The sequence below is a fragment of the Kitasatospora sp. NPDC085879 genome, from assembly GCF_040686255.1.
Taxonomy (GTDB): domain Bacteria; phylum Actinomycetota; class Actinomycetes; order Streptomycetales; family Streptomycetaceae; genus Kitasatospora.
Genome location: NZ_JBFBJZ010000044.1, coordinates 44,989 through 66,158, shown reverse-complemented (window position 1 = coordinate 66,158; position 21,170 = coordinate 44,989). Strand labels below are relative to the sequence as shown.

The window sequence follows — 21,170 nt, the reverse complement described above, 5'->3', positions numbered from 1 at the left end:
CGCGCGCCCGGTGGTGAGAGGACACCGGGCGCGCGGCCGTCCTATACCCGCATCGTCGCCCGGCTGCACCGGGCCGGCGTCCCCACCGCCACGCACGCCATCGGCGACGCCGCCGTCCGGCACGTCCTGGACTCCGTCGAGAAGGCCTCCGTCGAGAACGGCTCCGTCGGAGGCGGCCCCGTCCGCCACCGGGTCGAGCACATCGAGACCGTCCCCGACGACACCGTGGCGCGCTTCGCCGCACTCGGCGTCACCGCCTCCATGCAGCCCACCCACTGCTGCGAGTACACCCGGGCCGACCACACCGACAACTGGTCCAGCCGGCTCGGGGACGAGCGTGCCGGCCGCGCGTTCCGCTGCCGCGACCTGTGGGAGGCCGGCGCCCGGGTCGTCCTCGGCTCCGACTGGCCGATCGCGCCGTTCCCGCCGCTGGACGTGATGGCCGGCGCCCGGCACCGCCGCCCGCGGGACCTCTCGCTGCCCCCGCACGGCCCCGAGCAGGCCCTCACCCCGCTGCAGGCGCTCCAGGGGTACACCCTGAACCCCGCCTGGGCGGCCGGGGAGGAGCACCTGGCCGGCCGGCTCGCCGTCGGGTACCGGGCCGACCTCACCGTCCTCGCCGACAACCCGCTCACCGTGCCCGACGGCGAGCTCGCAGCACTCCCGGTGCTGCTCACCGTGGTCGCCGGCCGCCCCACGCACCGCGCGCCGGAACTCTGACCGCCGCCCGGGCCGACGCGGCTACTGCGGTGCGCGCTTGCCCGTCAGCACCCAGCGGACGTCCACGAACCCGCTCTGCTGCAGGGTCAGCCGGCCGTTCTCGACCTGCTGGAAGGTCACCCACGTGTTGGTGAGCCGCGGCGACTCGGCGCTCGGCAGCATGCTCGCCATGCCCCAGCCCAGCGGCGGGGTGACACCGCCGGTGTCCAGCGAGTCCCCGCTGTCCAACTGGTTGCGCAGGGTCTTCGCGGTCAGCGGCAGGCCGGCCGAGGCCAGCCGGTCCGCCGCCTGGAGGAACACCTGGTAGGCGACCCAGGTGGTCTGCACCCCCAGGTCGGAGGTGTCCACCCCGGTGCCCGGCGCTCCGTCGCCCAGCGTGTGACGCAGGTCGTCCCAGACCGCCGACGACTCCGGCGGGTACCAGCCGGTCACCAGCGCGCCCTCCAGCGGGCCCGCCTTGCCGCCGGTGGCGTCCACCACCGACTGCTGGACGCCGCCGAGCACCGCCCCGAGCCGCGTGCGGCCCGGGGCGAGCTTGCGGTACGCGTCCAGCAGTGCGCGGGTCTGCTCGACACCGAGCGCCGTCGTCACACAGCCGTCCTTGCGGTCGCCGCCGACCGCGGCCCGCGCGACGGCGTCGAAGTCCGGGGCCTTCTCCGCCACCTTGACGTCGGTCAGCGGCACTCCGGCCGGCCGCAGCGCACCGGACAGGTAGCGGGTGAGGGTGTCGCCGGTCCGGTTGTCCGGCCGTACCAGCGCGATCGACCTGCAGCCGGCCGTCACCAACTGGCGGCCGCTGCCCGCGATCAGCGCCGGCGTCCCGCCGGCCACCGGATAGGAGAGCGGGCTGGAGAACTCCGGCCCGGACAGCCCGTAACCGCCCAGGTAGGGGATGCCCGCCGCCTCCAGCGCCGGCATGAAGTCCTCGGCGTGCCGGCTGTACGAGCCGATCACCGCCACCGCGTGGGCGTCCACCGCCTGCCGGACGCAGACCGCCGCGCCCTCCGACGTGTCCTGCTCGTTGCAGGTGAGTACGTGCAGCCGACGCCCGCCGAAGCCGCCCGAGGCGCTGACGGACCGCCCGATCGCCTCCGCCAGCGCGGTGATCCCCGAGCGGTCGGCGGAGCCTGAGCCGGCCGGGGCCATGGTCAGCACGGTCACCGAGCTGCCCTCGGCGGCGCCCGCACCGCCCGCACAGCCGGTCAGGTCGAGCAGCGCCGGCAGCACCGCCGCGGCCGCCGCCAACCGTGCGGCCCGCCCCGTCCACGCGCCCCCCGTACTCCGCCGGCCGATCCGCCCTGCCATACCCGCGCCCCTCAACGTGCTCCGCCCGATGTCGTGGGCAAGCCAAGCGAGCGCAGCGCACGTTCAGGCGGCCAACGGGCGAACAGCACGGGGTGTTCGGAGGAAGAGCAGGTCGCTCCGTAAACGTACCAATGCCTGCCGGCCGCCCTTGTGATGACGGACCGTCATGTTGTTCTCCCAGCTCATATGCCCTGTGGCGGCAGAACCGCGCAGCCGTCGCCACTCCGGCATGTTCGGCCAACTCCCGCCGGCCCGGCCGGCGCCGTACCGGCCGCGGGATCATGGAGGAGTTCGGACGGTTGACGACGGGGGCGGACATGGCGGCATCGGAGCGCGGTGGTGAGGAGCTCGGGCGTCCGCTGGTGGCGGCCGTCCGGCCCCTCCGCGGGGCCGCCGGCCCCGGTCTGCTTGGATTCCCGGGTGACCAACCCGACCGTGACTTCTTCGTGCCCCTGCGTGCTCTGCGATCCCGCCGCCTCCGCGACCTTCCGCGCGCGGCGGCAGCGGGCGAAGCACTGGTCCTCGGCGATGGCGCACGTCCGCAAGCACGGCTGGCACGTGGTCGGCGTGGGTGGCGGAGCGGAGGTCCCCGACTGGGCCTTCACTGTCGGCTTGTGGCACTCGTACCGGATTCCGGAGGTCGCCATGTTCGGCCTGGAGCTGCACGGGCTCATGCACTGGGTCGGAGATGCTGCCGCCCGGCTGCGTGACGGCGCACCAACGGAGCCCGGCACACTGCTGCCCGATGTCATCGAGGGTTACGAGCTCCGGCTCCAACCGGTGGACGACAGTTGGCACCGTCCCCTGTTCGGTACGGCCGTCGGTTTCTACCGGTGGACCCCGGTCCCCGTCGTCCAGCTGATCTGGCCCGACCGAGAACACCGCTGGCCCTCGGACGAACAGGCCAGCCCGGGTTGCCGTGCGCAGCCAAGCCTGTGGCTGCCGGTCCACGACCATCCGCAGGGCGTCTGGACCGACGAGGCCGCCTGACGGCGAGGTCGTGGTACCGGCGGCTCTGCGGACCAGGCCGCCGCCCGCCCCGGCCGGTCCGGTACTCGGAGAGAAGCGGACTAGCCTCGTCGTACGTCGGCCGGGCGATGGCTGTAGTGCGGGGCGCCGCGTTCGACGGCCACGACGGTGAGCGCGGGGTCGAACAGCGGGCGGAGGTCTCCGTCGGCGATCACGGTGCTGCCGGTGACGTACACCTCCCGCAGCACCGGGTGGCCGGTGAGCGGAGTGAGGGAGTCGACCGGACCGCAGCCGTCCAGGACGCGGAGTCGGGGGAGGGCGGCGGCGAAGCCGCCTCGCCGGCTGTGCCGGCGGATGCTACAGCGCGGGCCGGACACGGCCGCCGTGCAGCGCGGGTGGCGGAGCGTAGCGTGGTGAGGGTGGCCTGTCAGCGCGGCGGCGCTCCCGGCGGTGCCGGATGACGCCGCTCGTCTCCCGCCGCGCCGTGCTGCTCGGCGCCGCCGGGGGAGTGTTGGCCGCGTGCAGCAGCCGCGCGCCGGATCGTCGGCCCGACGAGGGTGCCACGACGGCCGCCGGGGTGTTGCGTTCGGGCGTCCGGATGCCGGTGGTGCTGGCCGTCCACCCGGCGACGGCGATCGGCCGGACGGCGACCCGGGCCGAGGTGGAGGCCGTGCACTCCGGCGGGGCGGCCGCCTGGCAGGGGCTGCGGGTGGTGCGCGGGCCGGGCGCGGTCGCCGCGGCGGCCGGCGCCAAGGAGGTGGTCGCCGCGGTGACCGCGGACGCCGTGGTGCCCGGCACCGAGGTGGTGCCGGTCGACGGGCACGATCCGCTCACCGCCCCCGCCGACTACCCGCTCACCGCCGAGGTCGCCGCGGTGACCGCGCCCGACCCGGTGGTCACCAGCCTGTGGACCGGCGACGTGATGCTCGGCCGCCGGGTCGGCGCCGGGATGGCGGCGGCCGGCGACTGGGAACTCCCCTTCGCGCAGACCGCCGACCGGCTGGCCGCCGCCGGGCTGACGGTCGGCAACCTGGAGTGCACCCTCTCCAGGGAGGGGAGGGCCACCCACGGCGGCGACTCCTTCGGTGCCGACCCGCGCGCCCTCGCCGGCGTCCACCGGGCCGGCTACGACATCCTCACCCTCGGCAACAACCACCTCGGCGACTACGGCCCCAACGCACTGGTCAGGACGGTGTCGATCGCCCGTGGCGAGGGCTTCGCCACCGCCGGTGCCGGCGCCGACATCGCCGCCGCCCGCGAACCGGCCCTGGCGACGGCCGGCGGGCTGCGGTTCGCCGTCCTCGCGTTCTGCGCGGTCGGCGAGTCGCCCGAGGCGGCCCCCGGCACGCCCGGCGTGGTGTGGCTGCGGATGCCGCCGATCACCGGCCCGCTCGCCGAGACCGACCTCGCCGCGCTGGAGCAGTCCGTCCGCGCCGCCCGCGCCGCCGCCGACGTCCTGGTGGTGGTCCCGCACTGGGGCAGGGAGTACTCGCACCGGCCGGTCGCCGAGCAGGTCACGGTCGGCCACCGGCTGATCGACGCCGGGGCCGACGCGGTGGTCGGCATGCACCAGCACTGGGTGCAGCCGATCGAGATCTACCGCGGCCGGCCGATCGTCCACGGCCTCGGCAACTTCGTCTTCGACATGACCTTCTCCGAGCAGGTCCAGCAGGCCGTGGTCGTCGAACTCGTGCACTGGGGACGCATCCTGAAGAGCGTCCGGGCCGTGCCGGTGCGGATCGGGGCCGGCGGCGTGCCCCGCTTCCTCGACCCGGCCGGCGCCGAGGGCCGCACCATCCTGTCCACCGTCTGGGGCTGACGCGCCGTCACCCCTGCCCCTACCATCGGCTGACCGATCGGTTCGGCGGACGCGGGGGCGGCCATGGAGACGGCGACGGGCACGGCACGGACGGTCAACGCGCTCGCGGCGCGGTGGGCGAGAGAACTCGGCGCGGGAGAACTCGGCGGCGACGGCCGGGCCGGCGGGACGGTGTTCACCGCCGTCGGGCTCTGGCCGCTGCTCGCCTTCCTGGCCACGGGCGCGAACGAACACGTCCGCAAGGAGTTGGAGGAGGCACTCGGTCTGCCCGTCGACGAGGCCGCCGCCCGCGGCCGTGACCTGCTCGCCGCGCTGCACACGTCGCCGGGCCTCGGCGCCGCCCTCGGTCTGTGGACCCGCGGTCACCTGCAGCTCGAACCCGACTGGCTGGCCGGACTCGGCCCCCGCACCCACGGCACCCTCACCGGCGACACCGCGACCGACCGGGCCGCCCTCGACGGCTGGGCGGCGGAACACGCCGACGGCCTGATCCGCTCCATGCCGCTCAGGGTGGACTCCCGGCTGCTGCTCGTCCTGGCCAGTGCGCTGACCGTCCGCACCCGCTGGCGCCACCCCTTCCAGGAGACCTGGCGCCGCCCCGAGTCCGGCCCGTGGACCGGCCGCACCTTCGCCGCCGTCCGACAGCACGGCCCCGCCCTCTTCGACCGGCTGGCCGTCGCCGAGACCGCGGCCGGGCCGGTCACCGAAGTCCGCGTGCCCGGCACCGGCGACATCGACGTCCACCTGATCCTCGGCACCGAGGACGCACCGCTCGGCGCCGTACTGGCCGCCGGGCTGGACCTGCTGGACGGGCGCAGCCGACGGATCCCGGCCGCCGCGCTGCCGCTCGGCGCACAGTGGCCCGGCCTGGTGATCGGCACCTCCGACAGCGCCACCCCCGAGAACCGGCTCGACCTCACCGCCGCGGCGTTCACCGTCGACGCCGACCACGACCTGCTCGAACGGGCGGACCTCTTCGGCCTCCGGACGGCCTCCCGACGGGCGTCCTTCCCCGGCATCTGCCGCAACGAGCCGCTGGCGGTCGCCCAGGCCAGGCAGGCCGCCACCGCCGTGTTCGGCGCCGCGGGCTTCGAAGCCGCCGCCGTCACGGTCGTCGCCGCCGTGCGGGGCGGCCCGCGCCCGCCGCAGGTCCTGCACCGGGTCACCGCGGCCGCGGCCGGCTTCGAACGGCCCTTCGCCTTCCTCGCCGTCCACCGCCCGTCCGGTCTGGCCCTCACCGGCGGCTGGATCACCGACCCCGCGACCGAGCATCCTTCCTGACCCGCCCTGCTCGCCTCCGGCGTCACCGGCGACGGCCTGGCAACAACGGCTCCAGCCGAGCCCGCTGCTCGTTCGTCAGATCCGAACGCCCCACGCCGAGATCACCGCAGACCTTGATCCACTTTCGACCACGGGGCGTTCAGCACGACGACCGTCACGCTGAAGAGCCCCGTCGTTCCGGCGCAGGCATGAGCTTCACCGCACTGAAGCTTCCGTGCCTTCACGATCGTCACTCCGGCACCGATCGCGAGGTAGCGCATCGTGACCGTCCCGGGGCACGAGGTGATCCGGCAGGACCCGTCGTTAGTGGGTCAGCAGTGCCCCCTCGGCGCGGAGGACCGCAGGCGGGCCTGGGGATCGGACGTCGGACAGGCCGTCGAACGGCAACACCCAATCGACCGCAGGGAGCGTCACCCCCACGCTCTCGCCCACGTGCACGTCCACTGTCCGATTGTCGTCGGAGCTCGTCACGGTCACGTCCGTCGGTGGCGGCGGCAGGTGGATCGGCGGCGTGCTGCTGGAGCAACCGGCCGACACCAGACAGGCGAGCGTCGTCACTGCCAACAGGCGCTCCGCACGTTGCATGCCGCTCTGACGCGCTCGTGGGTGAACCGGTTCCCGCTTCGGTGGCTGTGAAAGACACTTCTCAACATCCCCTGGCGCACCGCCGGGGCCCTCCTCGTCGAGGGCCCCGGCGGTGCGGCAGTGCGGCGTCAGATGCGGGCCAGGTAGCCGTTGTCGACGAGCCACAGCACGTTGAGGCGGGCCGGGCCGTTCGGGACGAGGGCGGTGTCGAGCTGGTACTGCAGACCGTAGCCGGGCTGGGCGAACCAGGGGGCGATCGGGCCCGCGTGGACCTTGAACGGCTTCAGCACCCTGTAGTCGTGGTAGTTGCAGATCGAGGCCGGGACGCTGTCCAGGCTCTGCGGCGGGATCGACCGCGAGGAGTACGGCAGGCCCTCCGGCGCCAGGTAGCTGCCGTACTCGCTGCCGTACCGGTCGATGTTCTGGTTCGGCACGAGGGTGATGTCGAAGCGGACGGGGGTGCCGTCCGGCCGCGTCACGTAGCCGTCGGCCGGCGGGTAGATCCAGCCCGGGCCGCCGTTGTTCGCGGTCGGGCTGTAGTAGGTGGCCAGGAACTGCTGGTCCGTCAGGCCGCCGGTCCGCCGGTAGCCGAAGAGCTCCCACCCCACCGGGCCGGTGGTCGGCAGCGTCTCCGGCCCCAGGCGGGTGTCGCCCTGGTAGTCGGCCTCCGAGCACTCGTCGGAGGGGATCGCGGTGCGCTCGGCGGCGGCGGCCACGGGCACACTCGCCGTGACGAGGGCGACGGCCGCGGTGAGGGGCGCGACGAGCAGGTGAAGGCGAAGGCGCACGGTGTCTCCGTCGTGATCAGCCGGAGGGCGTCCGTCGCCCTCCGTCTCCGGTTGACCACCAGGCAAGCCGATCACCTGACGCATCGTCAACCACGCGCGGCCGCGTCGCACCTCGGTCACCAGTCTTTCGGCCGACCGCCCGTCCGACCTGGGTCGACCGCCCGTCCGGCCCGGGCCGCCGTCCGGAGGACCCGGACCGCCGCCCCGGCGCGGCGGCGGCCCCCGCCCACCCGACTGTCGGACGATGTGGCGAATGATGAGACGAACCCGGGCGGCCGCGGCGGCCTCCGCCGCCTCCGTCCTGCTGCTCCTCGCCGGCACGCCCGCCCACGCCCTCGCACCGACGGGCGGAACCGTCACCGCCCCCGACCCGTACTTTCCGCTCAGCGGAAACAACGGGTACGACGTCCGGCACTACGACCTCGACCTCGACTTCACCCCGGCGACCCACCTGCTGGACGCCCGCGCGACCGTCCGTGCCATCGCCGACCGGTCCCTGTCGACCTTCCGCCTCGACTACTCCGGCCCGGAGATCCAGCAGGTCCTCGTCGACGGCAGACCCGCCACGTACCGGCGGAACGGCCAGAAGCTCACCGTCGTCCCGGTCCGCCCCATCCGTGCCGGCGCGGCCTTCACCGTCCTCGTCCGCTACCGGGGCACCCCCGAGAGGATCTCCGACCCGGCACTCGGCGACTACGGCTGGATCAACACCCCGGACGGCGCCGTCGCCCTCAACGAACCCGACGGCGCCCGCACCTGGTACCCCCTCAACGACGACCTCCGCGACAAGGCCACCTACACCTTCCGGATCACCACCCCGACCGGTGTCACGGCCCTCGCGAACGGCGAGCCCGACGGCCCGCCGCAGGACCGCGACGGCCGCACCACCGTCACCTGGCAGATGCGCAAGCCGATGGCCGGCTACCTCTCCATGGTCGCGATCGGCGACTTCAAGGTCACCCGCACCACCGACGGCGGCATCCCCAACATCACCGCCTACGACCCCACCGGCGGCGACGACGCCCTGCTCCACCCCACCACCGCCGAGGCCGTCGCCTGGGAGAGGCAGCGCTTCGGCGCGTACCCCTTCGACTCGATGGGCGGCATCATCGACCAGGTCGGCGTCGGCTACGCCCTGGAGACCCAGAGCCGCCCGGTGTACGACGGCGGCACCGACGAACTCACCGTCGTCCACGAAATGGCCCACCAGTGGTACGGCGACAGCGTCACCCCCGGCACCTGGCGCGACATCTGGCTCAACGAGGGCTTCGCCACCTACACCGAATGGCTCTGGCAGGAGGACCACGGCGGCCCCACCGTCCAGCAGGTCTTCGACACGTACTACGCCGCCCCCGCCGACGACCCCTTCTGGCACCTCAAGACCGGCGACCCCGGCCGCGACAACATGTTCGACTACGACGCCGTCTACCTGCGCGGCGCGATGACCCTGCAGGCGCTGCGCACCACCATCGGCGACCACGACTTCTTCCAACTCCTCCGCGAGTGGGCCCGCACCCACCGCTACGGCACCGCCGACACCCGCGACCTCCTCGACCTCGCCGAGAAGATCTCCCACCGTCGCCTCGGCCCCCTCTTCGACGCCTGGCTCTACACCGCGGCCAAACCCCCACTGCCGCACTGACCCCCGCACCCCGTCGGCGGCGCCCCCTCCGCCGGGCGCGCCGCCGACGCGCGCCGCCCTGGCGCCGCGTCAGCCTTCGTGCGCGTGCCCGGTCGTCCGCAAGGGTATGCAGTCCGTTGCCGTAGGGACGGACGCCGGGGGTGGGCGCGTTGGGGCACGGGATCTGGGGCCGGTACCGGGGTGCGCTGGCCGTCTGCGTCCTGCTCGCCGGGTTGAGCCTCGCACTGGTGAGCAACGGGCACCAGGGGTTCTGGTGGTCCGCGTTGAACGAGATCGCGCTCTTCGCCTGCGCGGGCGTGGCGATCCCCTTCTACTACGAGCTCTTCCTGCGGGACGCCGAGCGGCGGCGATTTCTGGACGAGATGGGGACGCTGCTGGACGAGCGGCTCGCCACGGCCGGGCGGGTCCCGGTCCGTGCCGAGGGGCGTCCGGACCCGAGTGAGAAGGGTCGCTTCCTGGAGGGAGCCGCGCACGAGGTGATCGACATCGGCATCGGCCTCCGCAGTCTGGTCAGCCTCTACGTCTCCCGGCCCGAGGAGGACCTCACCGGCCCCGTTCGGCGACTGCTGAGCCGTGGCGTGAACGTCACCTACGTTCTGCCGGATCCCGGCTCCGACCTGTTGGCCGCATACGCCCGGAGCATCGCAGATCCGGACCTGCCCGCCAGGACCGCGGAGTCCGCGCGCCAACTCCAGGCCGTCCGCGACCGGTTCGCAGGCGAGGGGCACCCCGGAACCATCACCGTGCGGTTCACGGGGCAGTTGCCCACCTGCTACCTCAGCCTCGTCGATCCCCAGCGCGAGAGCGGACGGTGCAGGGTTTCGCCCTATCTCGCCGGCATGCGCAGGGCCGATGCGCCGGTCACCGACGTCGGGCGGAGCGCCCATCCCGAGCTTTTCGCACGGTATGTGACGCATGCACGGGCCATTCTGGCCGACAGCAGGCCGCTCTGAGGGCCTGTCGCAGACCCGGGGGGCCGAGGAGATTGGCCGGGGCGTCGGCGGGGCAAAGATCCGGTAGGCGTGGGAACGGCGCAGGTGGGCAGACGTCCCGCCAGGCCGGGGACCGAGGAGGTGACGGTGATGACCAGGATCAAGGTGGTTGTACGCCCCGTCCGGGGGAGGCCGCGGCCGCCGCTCGATCTGAGGACGCCGTCGGGTCGGCCGCTGCCCTACTGAGCGTCGGCCCCACTGGGCGTCGGCCCTACTGAGCGTCGGCCGCCCTCGCGGAGTGCGGTGGTTGAGCGGGCCGGTGCCGGGCAGACGCCCCGTCGGCCGTTCGGGCCGCACCGAGCGAGGGAGGCCGGCACCGCCGTCGCTCACCTCATCGCCCGGGTGCACGGCTCAGGCACCCGCGGGCCCGAGCTGTGGCGCCTGGCGGCGGAGGTCGCCGAGGACGGCGCGGTACTGGAACGGCTCATGGCCGACCTCGGCGTGCCCCGCAGGCGCCACCGCAGACTGCTCGGCGCCGCCGAACGCCTTGGCCTGCTGAAGCAGGACAGGCGGCTGCAGCCGCCTGTAACCGGAGTCTCGACCCGGTGCTGCACCGGTTCGCCGCCCGAGCCCGTAGGCAGGCTGCGCCGCTGGAGTCCTGCCACGGCGATTCGGTCGCCTCGGTCCTGACCCCGGCGCCCTCCCGCGTCGCCGAGCGGCGGCGCCCGGCGGCCCGGCAGGCCTGAGCTGCCGACCGCTCGTCGGCCGCAGTAGCCTGAGAGGTTCCGCGTCCGCACACGGCGAAGGGAGCCTCCCATGACACACGCCGACCGCGACCTGGCCGCCCTGGGCGAGATCGTCGAGCCCGTCGACCTCGTCGAGGACGAGACCGTCCACCGGGTCCGCACGGTGGTCGCCAACCACGCTCATGATCGGGCGGACTTCCGCCTGCTGCTGGAAGCCCTAGGCCTGGCCACCGGTGACCCACGGACCGCGACCCGCCTCGGCCCGGGGCCGATCACCCGTTCGGACGTACCCGGCGACACCGGGTAGCGGATGCCCACGGCCGGTGCACCCGCCCGCCGGCCGAGCCCCGGACGACCCGCTTTCCCCGAGGAGGAGCGATGACAGCCCGGCACCACCCCCACCGCGCCCTCCCGGACGAGCCCGAGGCCCGCTCGCACGACCGCGCGGCCCTGACCGCCCTCGGCGCCCTGCTCGACGAGCTCGCCGCCCTCGGCCCCGGACATGGAACACCGGCCACTGTCACCGGCGCCGACCTGGTCGACGGCCCGACCGATCGGGGCGGGCCGGAGCCCGGGGACTTCGGCGCGACGGCCTGACCGCCGGCCTGCGGACGGCTGCGCGTTCGCCTCACGCCGGTGTCGGACGGTGCTGGTGTCGGACGGTGCGCCGGAGCGGCTGCCCGCCACCGGAAGGATCATGCGCGGCCGGTTCTCACCGGCCCGGTCGGCCGTCGCCCGGGCCGTGGGCCAGCGCCGCCGTGGTGAAGGCGCGCAGCGCGGCGCTGCGGTAGGCGCTCTCCCGGTGCAGCAGGACGACCGTGCGGGCGGGGAGCGGCGGATCGGTCGGCACCGGGTACAGCTCCGGGTGCCGCAGGACGGCCGGGTCGGGCAGCACCGTGGCGAGGGTGCCGGCGGCGACCAGGTCGACGAGGACGGCGATCGACGCCGCCTCGACCGCGGCCTGCAGCCGGAGACCGTGCTCGGTCGCGTAGGCGTCCAGGTGCCGTCGGGTGGCGAAGCTGCCGCTGAGCAGCGCGAGCGGGTACCCGGCCAACGCGGCTGCGGGGAGCGGCTCCCGCCGCCCGGCGAGCGGATGGCCGGGGCCGACGGCGAGCACCAGGCTCTCCGGGAAGAGCGGTTGCGCGGCGACCCCGGGCCGGTGGCTCCCGCCGAAGGCGATGCCCAGGTCGAGCGCGTCCTCGAGGAGTTCCGCCTCGATCCGGTCCTGCGTGCCCTCCCGGACGTCCAGGGCGATCCCGGGGTGGCGGGCGTGGAACGCGGCGACCAGTGGACCGGTGAGGTACGCGCTGAAGGTCGGCGTGGTGGCCAGGCGCAGCGTGCCCCGCGAGAGGTCCTGCACGTCCTGCACGGCGCGCTCGGCGGCCGCGAGCTCGCGCAGCGCCCGGCGGGCGTGCCGCAGGTAGGCCTCGCCCGCGTCGGTCGGCCGCACCCGGCGGCCGGTGCGGTCGAGCAGTTCGACGCCCAGCGTGCGTTCGAGCTGCCTGATCTGCTGCGAGAGCGTCGGCTGCGAGATGTGCAGCGCCTCGGCGGCCCTGGTGAAGCTCGCGTGCTCCGCCACGGCGAGCAGGTAGCGCAGGTGACGCAGCTCCATGGGCCGATCATAGATGGTGTCAATGGGAGGTATGGATTTCTGCTCTTGGACGCTATAGGTACGGGTCGGGCAGAGTCGGGGGCATGCAGGACATCACCGACGGGCTCCGGCGCTTCCGGCGCGAGGCCTTTCCGCCGCGGGCGGCGCTGTTCGCGGAGCTGGCCGGCCGGCACCGGCCCGAGGCGCTCTTCATCGGCTGCTCCGACAGCCGGGTGGTGCCCGAGCTGATCACCCAGCGCGGACCCGGCGAGCTGTTCGTCGTCCGGACGGCCGGCAACCTGGTGCCGCCCCACCCGGCCGGGGCGGACGGGGTCGCCGCGAGCATCGAGTACGCGGTCGGGGCCCTGGGCGTCCGCGACGTGGTCGTCTGCGGCCACTCCGACTGCGGCGCGATGACCGCCCTCGCCACCGGCGACGGCCTCGACCGGCTGCCGTCGGTCGCCGCGTGGCTGCGGCACGCCGCGGGCGGCGGGGCGGCCGCGCCGGTGGCCGACGGCGGTCCCGGGGTCGAGCAGCGGGTGGCCGCGCTGGTGCGCGCCAACGTGGTCGCCCAGCTCGACCGCCTGCGGACCCATCCCTCCGTCGCCGAGGCCCTGGAGCGGCGGGCCCTGGCCTTGCACGGCTGGGTCTTCGACATCGCCTCCGGCACGGTCGAGGCGTACGACCCGGCCGAGCGCCGCTTCCGCCCGCCGGTCGGCTGACGACCCGTACATGCCTGATCCTGCGTCAGTCCGTCCCTCGCCCGGGTGAATTCCGCCGGTCGAACGGGTTCGCGGAAATAGGGAGGGCGTCGGGCGGGTTCGGGTACGACGTGCGGCCACCGGGCCGCCCGTGGCCACCCAGGGAGCGTGCAATGAAGATCGGGATCATCGGCGCCGGAAACATCGGCGGCAACCTCACCCGCCGGCTCACGGCCCTCGGCCACGAGGTACGGGTGGCCAATTCGCGGGGCCCGCAGACCCTGGCGGCACTGGCCGAGGAGACCGGCGCGACACCCGTCACGGTTCCGGAGGCGGCCGAGGGCGCCGAGGTCGTGGTGGTGACCGTCCCGTTGAAGAACGTGACGGACCTGCCGGCCGGGCTCTTCGACGGCGCCGCCGCCGGCTTCGTGGTCATCGACACCGGCAACTACTACCCCCGCCAGCGGGACGGTCGGATCGCCGCCATCGAGGACGGGCTCACCGAGAGCCGTTGGACCAGCGACCGGTTGGGCCACCCGGTGGTGAAGGCCTTCAACGGCACCTACGCCCAGGACCTGCTGGACAGGCCGCGCCCCCAGGGCGACGCCGACCGGATAGCGCTGCCGGTGGCCGGTGACGATCCCGCCGCCAAGCAGCTGGTCCGTGACCTTATCGACGAGCTGGGCTTCGACACGGTCGACGCGGGCACCATCGACGACTCCTGGCGCCAGCAGCCCGACAGCCCCGTGTACGGTCTCCGCGGCGGCGTCGCCGAGGTCGAGAAGGCCCTTGCCGCGGCCTCGCCCGAGCGACCGGAGGCCTTCCGCGGCTGAATGCGCGGGTCCGTCCACGGTGCGGCGGCGCTCGTCGGGAGGGCCGCCGCACCGGGCGCGGCAGACGGTTCGGTCAGCCCACCGAGCCGTCCAGGACGGTGTTGCCGGTGACAGCGCCGGTGGTGCCGTCCACGGTGACGAGGTGCCGGACGCCGTCCGTGCCGATCACCACCGCCTGCCAGCTGCGGCCGCCACCCTGACGGTCCGCCGGGCGCAGCGCCTCGACCTTGCCGCCCGGCACGGCCGCGGCGGCCTTCGCCACCGCGTCCCCGGCGGCGAGCTCCGGCAGCGGCGCCGGGGCGAGCCGCGGTATCGCCGCGCCCCCGGTCGCGCGCCCGCCGTCGCCGTCCCGCCCGCCGTCCACGACCCGTCCGCCGTCCGCGGGACGTCCGACCTCCACGTGCCGCTCGCCGCCCTCACCACGGCCGTCCCGGAGCCGCGGGGCACCGATTCCGCCGGGCAGGCCGTCCCGGGCGGCGACCCGCATCCCGTGGTGCTCCTCCGCGTGGTGCACGGCCGCGGCCGCGGCACCGCCCAGCACGACCACGGCCGCCCCGACCGCCACCCAGCGCACCGTCCGCCCGCCGACCCAGCGGCCGCGCACCCACCGCCCGGCCGCGGTCCGCCGCCCCGCAGGGCTGCCCGCCGCCGGCTCCTTACCGCTCTCCGTACCCGGGTCCGCCGGACCCACAGGCTCGCTCATCGGCCGCCTCTCCTCCTCGCTTGTTCCCGCCCGCTCGTTCCCGTTCGGGCGCCGCACGCCGCCGCCGGGCCCTCGCCCGGCCGGTGCGGCGGGCGCCAGCATGGGGGAACGTTCCTGAAGCGGTGCTGAAGAAGCTGAAGACCCCTTCAGGGAGCGGCCGCGGGCACCTGTCACCCTGTACCGCATGCGGGTACTGGTGGTGGAGGACGAACGGCGGCTGGCTGCCGCCCTGCGGCACGGCCTGACGGCCGAGGGCTTCACGGTGGACGTCGCCAACGACGGGCTGACGGGCCTCGCCCGCGCCGCCGAGCACCCGTACGACGTGATCGTGCTGGACATCATGCTGCCCGGCCTCAACGGCTACCGGGTCTGCTCGCTGCTGCGCGCCGCCGGGAACGATGCGGGCATCCTCATGCTCACCGCCAAGGACGGCGAGTGGGACGAGGCGGAGGCACTGGACACCGGCGCCGACGACTTCCTCTCCAAGCCGTTCTCCTACGTCGTGCTGGTCGCGCGGCTGCGGGCGCTGGCCCGCCGCATCGGCAGCCGGGCGCCCCGCGCGACCGTCCTCGGCGACCTCGTCGTCGACACCGCCGGGCGCACCTGCACCCGCGCGGGGACGCCGGTGCGGCTGACCGCCCGCGAGTTCGCCGTGCTCGACCACCTCGCCCGGCGGGCCGGGGAGGTCGTGACCAAGCGGGAGATCCTCGACGAGGTGTGGGAGTCCGGCCCGGACGGCGACCCGAACATCGTCGAGGTCCACATCAGCGCCCTGCGCCGCAAGATCGACACCTCGTTCGGGCGGGCGGCACTCCAGACCGTGCGCGGCGCCGGCTACCGGTTGGCGGCCGACGGTGGCTGACCCGACGACGCCCCCCGCGCCCGCAGCGGACGGGCTCACGATACGGCGCTCCCGCACCGCCCGGCTGCGCGCCGGCCGGCTGCGCGCCGCCGTCCGCCGCCACTCCGCAGCCGCCCGACCGGCCGTGCTGGCGGCGCGCCTCACCCCGCGCTCGGTGCGTGCCAGGACCACCCTCGCCGCCTGCACCACCGTCGGCGCGGCCCTCCTGGTCGCCTCCGCCGCACTGCTCGGACTGCTGCACGCCAACCTCGAACACACGGTGGAGAGCGGCACCCGGGAGCAGGCCCGTGCCGTCGCCAGGCTGGCCGCCGACGAGCAGCTCACCCCGCTCCTGCCGCTCGACCACGGCACCGACTTCATCCAGGTCGTCGACGCCCGCGGTCGGGTGGTGGCCACCAGCCAGAACGTGGCCGGCCGTCCCGCCCTCGCCCCCGTCGGAGCGCCCGACGGCCGTACCACCTTCGACCTGAGGCCGCTCGGCGAGGAGCACCGTCAACGGGTCGCCACCGTCACCGCCACCACCCCCAACGGTCCGGTGACGGTGCACGTCGGCTCGTCGCTGCGCACCGTGGACGCCGCCCAGGACGTCGCCGCCGCCGCGCTCCTGGCGCTCTGCCCGCTGCTGCTGCTCACCGTCGGCGTCCTCACCTGGCGCACCACCGGCCGGGCGCTCGCCCCGGTCGAGGCGATCCGCGCCGGCGTGGCCGCCGTCGGCGACCGGCAGCTGGACCTCCGGGTGCCCGTCCCGGCCGCCGACGACGAGATCGCCCGCCTGGCCGGCACCATGAACGCCATGCTGGCCCGGCTGGAGGCCGCCGGGGCACGCCAGCGCCGCTTCATCGCGGACGCCTCGCACGAGCTGCGCAGCCCGCTCGCCGTCCTGCGCACCCAGCTGGAGGTCGCGCTCGCCCATCCCGACCCGGCGGTGCGCACCGCCCTGCTCGAAGGCGCCCTGGAGGACACCGACCGGCTCCAGGCCCTCGCCACCGACCTCCTGCTGCTGGCCCGGCTCGACTCCGCCGGCCCCGACCGGCCGGACGACTCCGTCGACCTCGCCGACCTGGTCGACTCCACCGTGCGGGCCCGGGCCGGCGACCCCCACCCGGTCCGCCTCGACCTGGCGGAGGGCATCACCGTGGCCGGCAGCCCGCTCTGGCTCGGCCGGCTGCTGACCAACCTGCTGGACAACGCCCAGCGCCACGCCGGCCGGGGTGTGACCGTGCGGCTGTACCGCGATCCCGGTGCCGGGCGGGCCGTGCTGGACGTCGCCAACGACGGCCCCGCGGTCGCCCCGGAGGACGGGGAGCGGATCTTCGAGCGATTCACCCGCCTCGACGACGCCCGCAGCCGCGACCACGGCGGCGCCGGCCTCGGCCTGCCCATCGCCCGCGACATCGCCCGCCACCACGGCGGCGGGCTCGCGCTCGTCCCGGCAGCGGACGGCACCGTCTTCAGGACGCACCTGCCGATCGCGGCCTCGTAGGCTCGTAGCCTCTTGGCCTCTTGGCCTCCCAGCCTCGCGGCCGCGGCGGCTCGTGACCGGCGGTCAGGCCGGTCCGGCCGGGCGGCCCGCCTCCAGGTGGACGAGGCCGCCGTCCTCGCGGGCCCGCAGTGCCGCGGAGACCCGCGCGGCCAGAACCGGCGGCAGGCGGCGCACGGCCTCCTCGGGCGGCAGCCAGCTCGCCGCCCGGATCTCCCCGTCCGCGAACACCAGGCCCGCGGCCTGCTGCGGGGTCAGGGGCGGGGTGTCGAAGACGAAGCAGGTCAGGGCCCGGCCGTGCTTCACCGCGGACGCCGAGGCGGTGTCCACGACCAGCAGCCGCCCGACGGGCACGTCCAGCGTCAGCTCCTCCATCAGCTCCCGCGCCGCGGCCTGCCCCGGCGACTCGTGGGCCTCCACCATTCCGCCCGGGAGTTCCAGGTGGTCCTTGTACCCGGGGTGCAGCACGAGCACCCGGCCCGCGGTGTCGGTGACCAGGGCGGTGGCGGCCGCCATCGGCGCGGGCAGCTGCGCGTAGTGGTCGCGCGGACCCATCGGCGGGCGGTGGCCGTCGCGCAGCGCCGCGGTGTGCGCCCCGCGCTCGGCCGCGACGGCGGCCGCGAGTCGCCGGGCCGCGGGCGGCGGCAGCAGGGTGAGCGCCTCCTGTTCGGGATGGAAGGCGACCGCGCGGAACTCCGGGGACCGCGGGGCGAGCGCGTCCGCCGCCGGACCGTCGTCGAGGCGGACGGCGTACACCAGGGCGAGCACGGTGCGGCCCCGCTGCCGGGCCGGAACGGTGTCGACCGCCAGCAGACGGCCCACCTCGGCGGACCGGCCGAGGCAGGCGGCGAGCCCGCGGACGAGCGCCGGCGCGGGCTCCTCGTCCCCGACCGCCCCGCCGGGCAGCTCCCAGCCCTCCGTGCCTCCCGTGCCCCCCGTACCGGTCGTGTCGTCCGGGCGGTCGGGAACGACCAGCAGCACGCGGCCCCGGTCGTCGCGGACCAGGGCGTCCGCGCGGACGACCGGCGCTGACCGGTCGGACCCGGACCCGGGCGCAGGTCCGGATTCGGATGCGGATTCGGTCGTCGGGACGGAGGTGGGGGAGGGGTGCCGGGTCACGGTCGGGCCTTCCAGCCGGAGGGACGGTCGGCCAGGAACCTCCCCCACGGGGGCCGCCCTTCATGCACGGCCGGCGACCTCCGCCCGCGTCCGTGCGCCCACGGGCCCGGGGGGTGGCGCGCGGGCGGCCGCCGTGCGCCGGTGGACAGCGCCACCACTCCCGCGCGCTCCCTTCCAGGTGCGGCGCACGCGGTGCCAGCATCGGAGCGAGCGGCCGCCCGTTCGCGGCCGCCGGAACCCGGGGGGGATCCCATGACCACGCACATTCCGCCGGTCGTCGCCAGGACCACCTGTTGGTGGAACTTCCGGCCCGGCCCGGGCGGCCGGGTCTCCGGCAGCGAACTGATCCACGATGCGGTGAACCTCTTCAGCTTCGCCGACGCCGGAGGAGTCACCGCACAGGACTCCTACGAGGTCGACCGGTGGACCAACCACGGCGATCCGCAGCAGTTCCAGGGCGTCCCGTTCGCGCCGCTGCGCGCCGTGGTCGCAGGTCTCGTCCCGCCCACCGCGAGCACCCTGCCGTGCGCGCTCGCCCCGGGAGCCAGCCTGCTGGACCCGGTGCTCGCCGCCCTCATCACCACCCCGAACGGCTGGAAGTGGCGTCCGGAGGTGGACCGCGCCGAGGGCTTCGTCTTCCCGGCCGTCCTCGCCACGGCCGAGGAGCGCAGGCTCGCCGTGCACCTGGTGTCCCTGCGCGGAGCGGTCGAGGCGCGGACGGTGCTGATGGGCAAGCTCAACGTCGGCACCGTCGACCTCGTGGTGAACGGCGGCCGCCCGACGCAGCAGGCCGAGCGGCTCACCATCGACTGGGGCCCGGTCTTCCGGGCCGGCCGGGCCGCGATCGTCACCCGGCTCCGCGCCCGGGCCGCGGTGGTGCAGCGGCCGCCGTCCACCGACGAGGCCGGCCGGGAGATGAACGGCATCATCGCCGCGGACATGTTCGCCGCCTCGCCCGCGCTCACCCGCCTCCAGGAACTCAACCTGATCGCGGTCAACGGCCGCGACGGCAAGCCGTTCAAGAAGGAGCACGGCACCACGAAGATGGTCGACGACCGCAGCGGCGACCTGCACGCCGCGTACAACCACATCCGGTTCCTGCTCTACCTGGAGTGGCGGGCCCTGCGCGAGCTCCTGTGACCAGACCCGCGGTCCCGTCCGGGGCGGCGTTGCGCCGCGCCGCCCCGGCGGGATTCACTGGGACCGAACCGACCGACGCCCGGAGGAATGCCATGAGCAGCGCCTTCCCGGCCCGCGGCCAGGATCCGGCCGCCTGGGCCGCCGCCGCGGTGCCGGGCCCGCTGATGCGCGCCCTCGACCAGCGGGGCGGCCTCCCGCACACGGTGCGCCAGGACATCGCCCGCCAGCTCGCCGACGGCACCCCCGCCGGCCGGATCCGCGACCGCATCGAGCGCCGCTGGTGGGAGCGGTACGCCCAGCTGGCCGGGCCCGAGCTGCTGCAGCGCGCCGACGACATCGCCCTCGAACTGGTCGCCGCCCCGACCTGCCCGCTGGGCTGCGAGGACGGCTGGCTGCTCGACCAGTCGCGGGTCTGTCCCTGGTGCCGCCCGAACAACACCGTCATCGACGTCCGCGCGGACGACGAACCCGGCGGCCGCCGCCTCGACCCCACCGAGCAGGCCCGCCGCGCGGCCGAGGTCCGCGCGGCCATGCGCGCCAACCGCCGCTACCCGCGCCCGGCTCGCTGAGGGCCGCCACCCGGCCGTCCCCGACGGCACGCCCGGACACCTCGGTCCGCCGGCTCAGCCGCCGAGTTCCAGGTCCGCGGCGATCCGTCGGGCGGCGGGCGCGAGCTCGGCGTCGATCGCGGCCCACTCCGCGGCGGCGGGCCGCAGCCGGGCCGGCGTGGGCGGTCGGCTGCCGAGCATCGCGAGCCGCAGGTGGGTGGGCGGGTGCGAGCTGTCGACGGTGCCGAACTCGCGGGCGGAGAGCCGCAACAGCCGCTCGCGTTCCAGCGGTGGGACGGCGGCCGTGCGGGCGGCGAGTTCCTGCCAGGGCCCGGCGGTCGGGGCCGGCGCGCCGGTGCGACCGGCGGGCCGTCGGGCGTGGTCGGCGCGCATGCGCTGCAGGGAGGTGGTGACCGTCTGCCGCAGCATCAGGGTGTGCAGCAGGCCGATGGCGGCCTCGCGGCCGGCGAGGTCGGCGGCCAGCCGGTCGGCGCGGTACTCGGCGGCCTGACCGGAGCGCAGCGTCAGCCGGTCGAGCAGGTCCAGCAGGGCGCGGGCCGCGAGGTTGAACGGCCGCATCAGCAGCTGGAGGAGGGCCGCGGCGGCCAGCTCGACGAAGGTGCCGAAGGACGGCCGGTACAGGGCCGGCCGGGTCAGCTCCTCCCATTCGTCGAGTGCGGCGAGGGCCGAGCGCAGCCAGAGGCCGCGCCGGCTGTCCGCGTTGACCTGGTGTCCCGTCTCGTGGCCGAGCATGGCCAGCCGCTCGCCCGGCGTCAGCACGGCCCACAGCGGGAGGCCGAGCCAGAGCACGCGGCGGCGTCGCAGGCCGATCCGGCCGAAGCGGGCGTTGAACTCGCGGGTCACCAGGACGGTGTCGACCGGCCTGCCGCCGAGTGCCTGCACGACCCGGTCGGTCAGCGCGAAGAGCGCGGGGGCGTCGCCACGGCGCAGGAGCGCGGAGTCGCGCGGCAGCCGTCCCAGCCGCGGGCGGAGTGCGCAGACCAGCAGGGCGGCGAACAGGCCGAGCACCCGCAGCGGCCAGGTGGGTGCCGCGATCAGCAGGACGAGGGCGCCGGCGGCGAGCGCCAGGGTGGTGAGGTGCACGGCGCCGGCGAGGACGGCGGCCCCGAGCCATGCCGGGTCGCGGACCGCGGACCGGCCGGCCGCAGTGGCCGTGTACACCCGTTCCACCCGGGCCCGGACGGTGCGGCGGGCCGCTGCCTCCTTCCGGTCGCGGTGCTCGGCGCGCCGCCGCTCACGGGCCGAGCCGGCCGGTGCCGGGGCCGGGGTGGGGTCGAGGTTCCACTCGCAGGCCGGGCACCAGGAGGTGAAGCGCGGGTCGTCGGCCACCGGGGACGAGCACTTCGGGCAGAGCGCGGGGTCGGCCGCGCGGGCTCCCGTCACGC

General features: G+C 75.4%; 22 protein-coding genes. 14 read left to right on the top strand and 8 right to left on the bottom strand.

Annotation, left to right across the window (positions count from 1 at the left end; translation table 11 throughout):
• Nucleotides 1-720: amidohydrolase family protein (locus AB0P35_RS28500; RefSeq protein WP_363516218.1), on the top strand; the 720-nt coding region annotated here is incomplete at its 5' end.
• A gap of 21 nt (nucleotides 721-741) precedes the next feature.
• Here the strand turns inward: AB0P35_RS28500 and AB0P35_RS28495 are convergent.
• Entirely contained in the window at nucleotides 742-2,025 is a 1,284-nt protein-coding gene (locus AB0P35_RS28495; RefSeq protein WP_363516215.1) for an ABC transporter substrate-binding protein, read from the bottom strand.
• Nucleotides 2,026-2,445: 420 nt separating this feature from the next.
• Here AB0P35_RS28495 and AB0P35_RS28490 point away from each other — a divergent pair, with 420 nt between their 5' ends.
• Nucleotides 2,446-3,015 (top strand): DUF4262 domain-containing protein, encoded by a 570-nt coding sequence (locus tag AB0P35_RS28490; RefSeq protein WP_363516211.1) that lies wholly within the window; start codon nucleotides 2,446-2,448, stop codon nucleotides 3,013-3,015.
• Between the two features lie 80 nt (nucleotides 3,016-3,095).
• On the opposite strand, the gene AB0P35_RS28485 is transcribed toward AB0P35_RS28490, so the two are convergent.
• Nucleotides 3,096-3,371, bottom strand: a complete 276-nt coding sequence (locus AB0P35_RS28485) for a hypothetical protein (RefSeq protein WP_363516208.1) — start codon at nucleotides 3,369-3,371, stop codon at nucleotides 3,096-3,098.
• 80 nt (nucleotides 3,372-3,451) lie between these two features.
• On the opposite strand from AB0P35_RS28485, the gene AB0P35_RS28480 reads away from it, so the two are divergent.
• Nucleotides 3,452-4,813, top strand: a complete 1,362-nt coding sequence (locus tag AB0P35_RS28480; protein WP_363516205.1) for a CapA family protein — start codon at nucleotides 3,452-3,454, stop codon at nucleotides 4,811-4,813.
• A 63-nt stretch (nucleotides 4,814-4,876) separates the two neighbouring features.
• Complete coding sequence (locus AB0P35_RS28475; protein ID WP_363516202.1) at nucleotides 4,877-6,094, top strand: serpin family protein; 1,218 nt, start codon at nucleotides 4,877-4,879, stop codon at nucleotides 6,092-6,094.
• Between the two features lie 101 nt (nucleotides 6,095-6,195).
• Here AB0P35_RS28475 and AB0P35_RS28470 read toward each other — a convergent pair whose 3' ends face one another.
• Both AB0P35_RS28470 and AB0P35_RS28465 read right to left on the bottom strand, forming a co-directional pair.
• Nucleotides 6,196-6,354, bottom strand: a complete 159-nt coding sequence (locus AB0P35_RS28470) for a hypothetical protein (protein ID WP_363516199.1) — start codon at nucleotides 6,352-6,354, stop codon at nucleotides 6,196-6,198.
• A gap of 453 nt (nucleotides 6,355-6,807) precedes the next feature.
• A complete protein-coding gene (locus AB0P35_RS28465) occupies nucleotides 6,808-7,467 on the bottom strand; it encodes a TNT domain-containing protein (protein ID WP_363516196.1) in 660 nt (219 codons plus the stop codon).
• Nucleotides 7,468-7,720: 253 nt separating this feature from the next.
• Between AB0P35_RS28465 and AB0P35_RS28460 the strand changes: the two genes are divergently transcribed.
• The 4 genes from AB0P35_RS28460 to AB0P35_RS28445 all read left to right on the top strand — a co-directional run bounded on the left by AB0P35_RS28460 (nucleotide 7,721) and on the right by AB0P35_RS28445 (nucleotide 11,384).
• Nucleotides 7,721-9,109 (top strand): M1 family metallopeptidase, encoded by a 1,389-nt coding sequence (locus AB0P35_RS28460; protein ID WP_363516193.1) that lies wholly within the window; start codon nucleotides 7,721-7,723, stop codon nucleotides 9,107-9,109.
• 227 nt (nucleotides 9,110-9,336) lie between these two features.
• Nucleotides 9,337-10,062 (top strand): hypothetical protein, encoded by a 726-nt coding sequence (locus tag AB0P35_RS28455; protein WP_363516190.1) that lies wholly within the window; start codon nucleotides 9,337-9,339, stop codon nucleotides 10,060-10,062.
• A 795-nt stretch (nucleotides 10,063-10,857) separates the two neighbouring features.
• The gene (locus tag AB0P35_RS28450; RefSeq protein ID WP_363516187.1) at nucleotides 10,858-11,094 is read left to right on the top strand and encodes a hypothetical protein; all 237 of its coding nucleotides are present in this window, start codon (nucleotides 10,858-10,860) and stop codon (nucleotides 11,092-11,094) included.
• Between the two features lie 71 nt (nucleotides 11,095-11,165).
• A complete protein-coding gene (locus tag AB0P35_RS28445; RefSeq protein ID WP_095875784.1) occupies nucleotides 11,166-11,384 on the top strand; it encodes a hypothetical protein in 219 nt (72 codons plus the stop codon).
• 115 nt (nucleotides 11,385-11,499) lie between these two features.
• Here the strand turns inward: AB0P35_RS28445 and cynR are convergent, their stop codons facing one another.
• Nucleotides 11,500-12,399, bottom strand: a complete 900-nt coding sequence (gene cynR, locus AB0P35_RS28440) for a transcriptional regulator CynR (RefSeq protein WP_363516184.1) — start codon at nucleotides 12,397-12,399, stop codon at nucleotides 11,500-11,502.
• A gap of 83 nt (nucleotides 12,400-12,482) precedes the next feature.
• On the opposite strand from cynR, the gene AB0P35_RS28435 reads away from it, so the two are divergent.
• Together AB0P35_RS28435 and AB0P35_RS28430 are read left to right on the top strand one after the other, a co-directional pair.
• Nucleotides 12,483-13,100, top strand: coding sequence for a carbonic anhydrase (locus tag AB0P35_RS28435; RefSeq protein WP_363516181.1), 618 nt, complete (start codon nucleotides 12,483-12,485; stop codon nucleotides 13,098-13,100).
• Nucleotides 13,101-13,252: 152 nt separating this feature from the next.
• Nucleotides 13,253-13,912: an NAD(P)-binding domain-containing protein gene (locus tag AB0P35_RS28430; protein ID WP_095875781.1), complete on the top strand. Its 660-nt coding sequence runs from the start codon at nucleotides 13,253-13,255 to the stop codon at nucleotides 13,910-13,912.
• A gap of 73 nt (nucleotides 13,913-13,985) precedes the next feature.
• On the opposite strand, the gene AB0P35_RS28425 is transcribed toward AB0P35_RS28430, so the two are convergent.
• Nucleotides 13,986-14,615 carry a hypothetical protein gene (locus AB0P35_RS28425; protein ID WP_363516178.1) on the bottom strand — a complete coding sequence of 210 codons (630 nt, stop codon included), beginning with the start codon at nucleotides 14,613-14,615 and terminating at the stop codon, nucleotides 13,986-13,988.
• A 184-nt stretch (nucleotides 14,616-14,799) separates the two neighbouring features.
• On the opposite strand from AB0P35_RS28425, the gene AB0P35_RS28420 reads away from it, so the two are divergent.
• On the top strand, nucleotides 14,800-15,477 hold the full coding sequence (locus tag AB0P35_RS28420; RefSeq protein WP_363516175.1) for a response regulator transcription factor: 678 nt from the start codon (nucleotides 14,800-14,802) through the stop codon (nucleotides 15,475-15,477).
• Complete coding sequence (locus AB0P35_RS28415; protein WP_363516172.1) at nucleotides 15,470-16,960, top strand: HAMP domain-containing sensor histidine kinase; 1,491 nt, start codon at nucleotides 15,470-15,472, stop codon at nucleotides 16,958-16,960. Before AB0P35_RS28420 ends, AB0P35_RS28415 begins: the two co-directional genes overlap by 8 nt.
• Nucleotides 16,961-17,023: 63 nt before the next feature.
• Here AB0P35_RS28415 and AB0P35_RS28410 read toward each other — a convergent pair whose 3' ends face one another.
• Nucleotides 17,024-18,076 carry an NUDIX hydrolase gene (locus tag AB0P35_RS28410; protein WP_363516169.1) on the bottom strand — a complete coding sequence of 351 codons (1,053 nt, stop codon included), beginning with the start codon at nucleotides 18,074-18,076 and terminating at the stop codon, nucleotides 17,024-17,026.
• A gap of 252 nt (nucleotides 18,077-18,328) precedes the next feature.
• Here AB0P35_RS28410 and AB0P35_RS28405 point away from each other — a divergent pair, with 252 nt between their 5' ends.
• Nucleotides 18,329-19,216 carry a hypothetical protein gene (locus AB0P35_RS28405; protein ID WP_363516166.1) on the top strand — a complete coding sequence of 296 codons (888 nt, stop codon included), beginning with the start codon at nucleotides 18,329-18,331 and terminating at the stop codon, nucleotides 19,214-19,216.
• Nucleotides 19,217-19,308: 92 nt separating this feature from the next.
• Nucleotides 19,309-19,785 (top strand): hypothetical protein, encoded by a 477-nt coding sequence (locus AB0P35_RS28400; protein WP_363516163.1) that lies wholly within the window; start codon nucleotides 19,309-19,311, stop codon nucleotides 19,783-19,785.
• 54 nt (nucleotides 19,786-19,839) lie between these two features.
• On the opposite strand, the gene AB0P35_RS28395 is transcribed toward AB0P35_RS28400, so the two are convergent.
• A complete protein-coding gene (locus tag AB0P35_RS28395; RefSeq protein ID WP_363516160.1) occupies nucleotides 19,840-21,168 on the bottom strand; it encodes a M48 family metallopeptidase in 1,329 nt (442 codons plus the stop codon).
• Nucleotides 21,169-21,170: the final 2 nt, after the last annotated feature.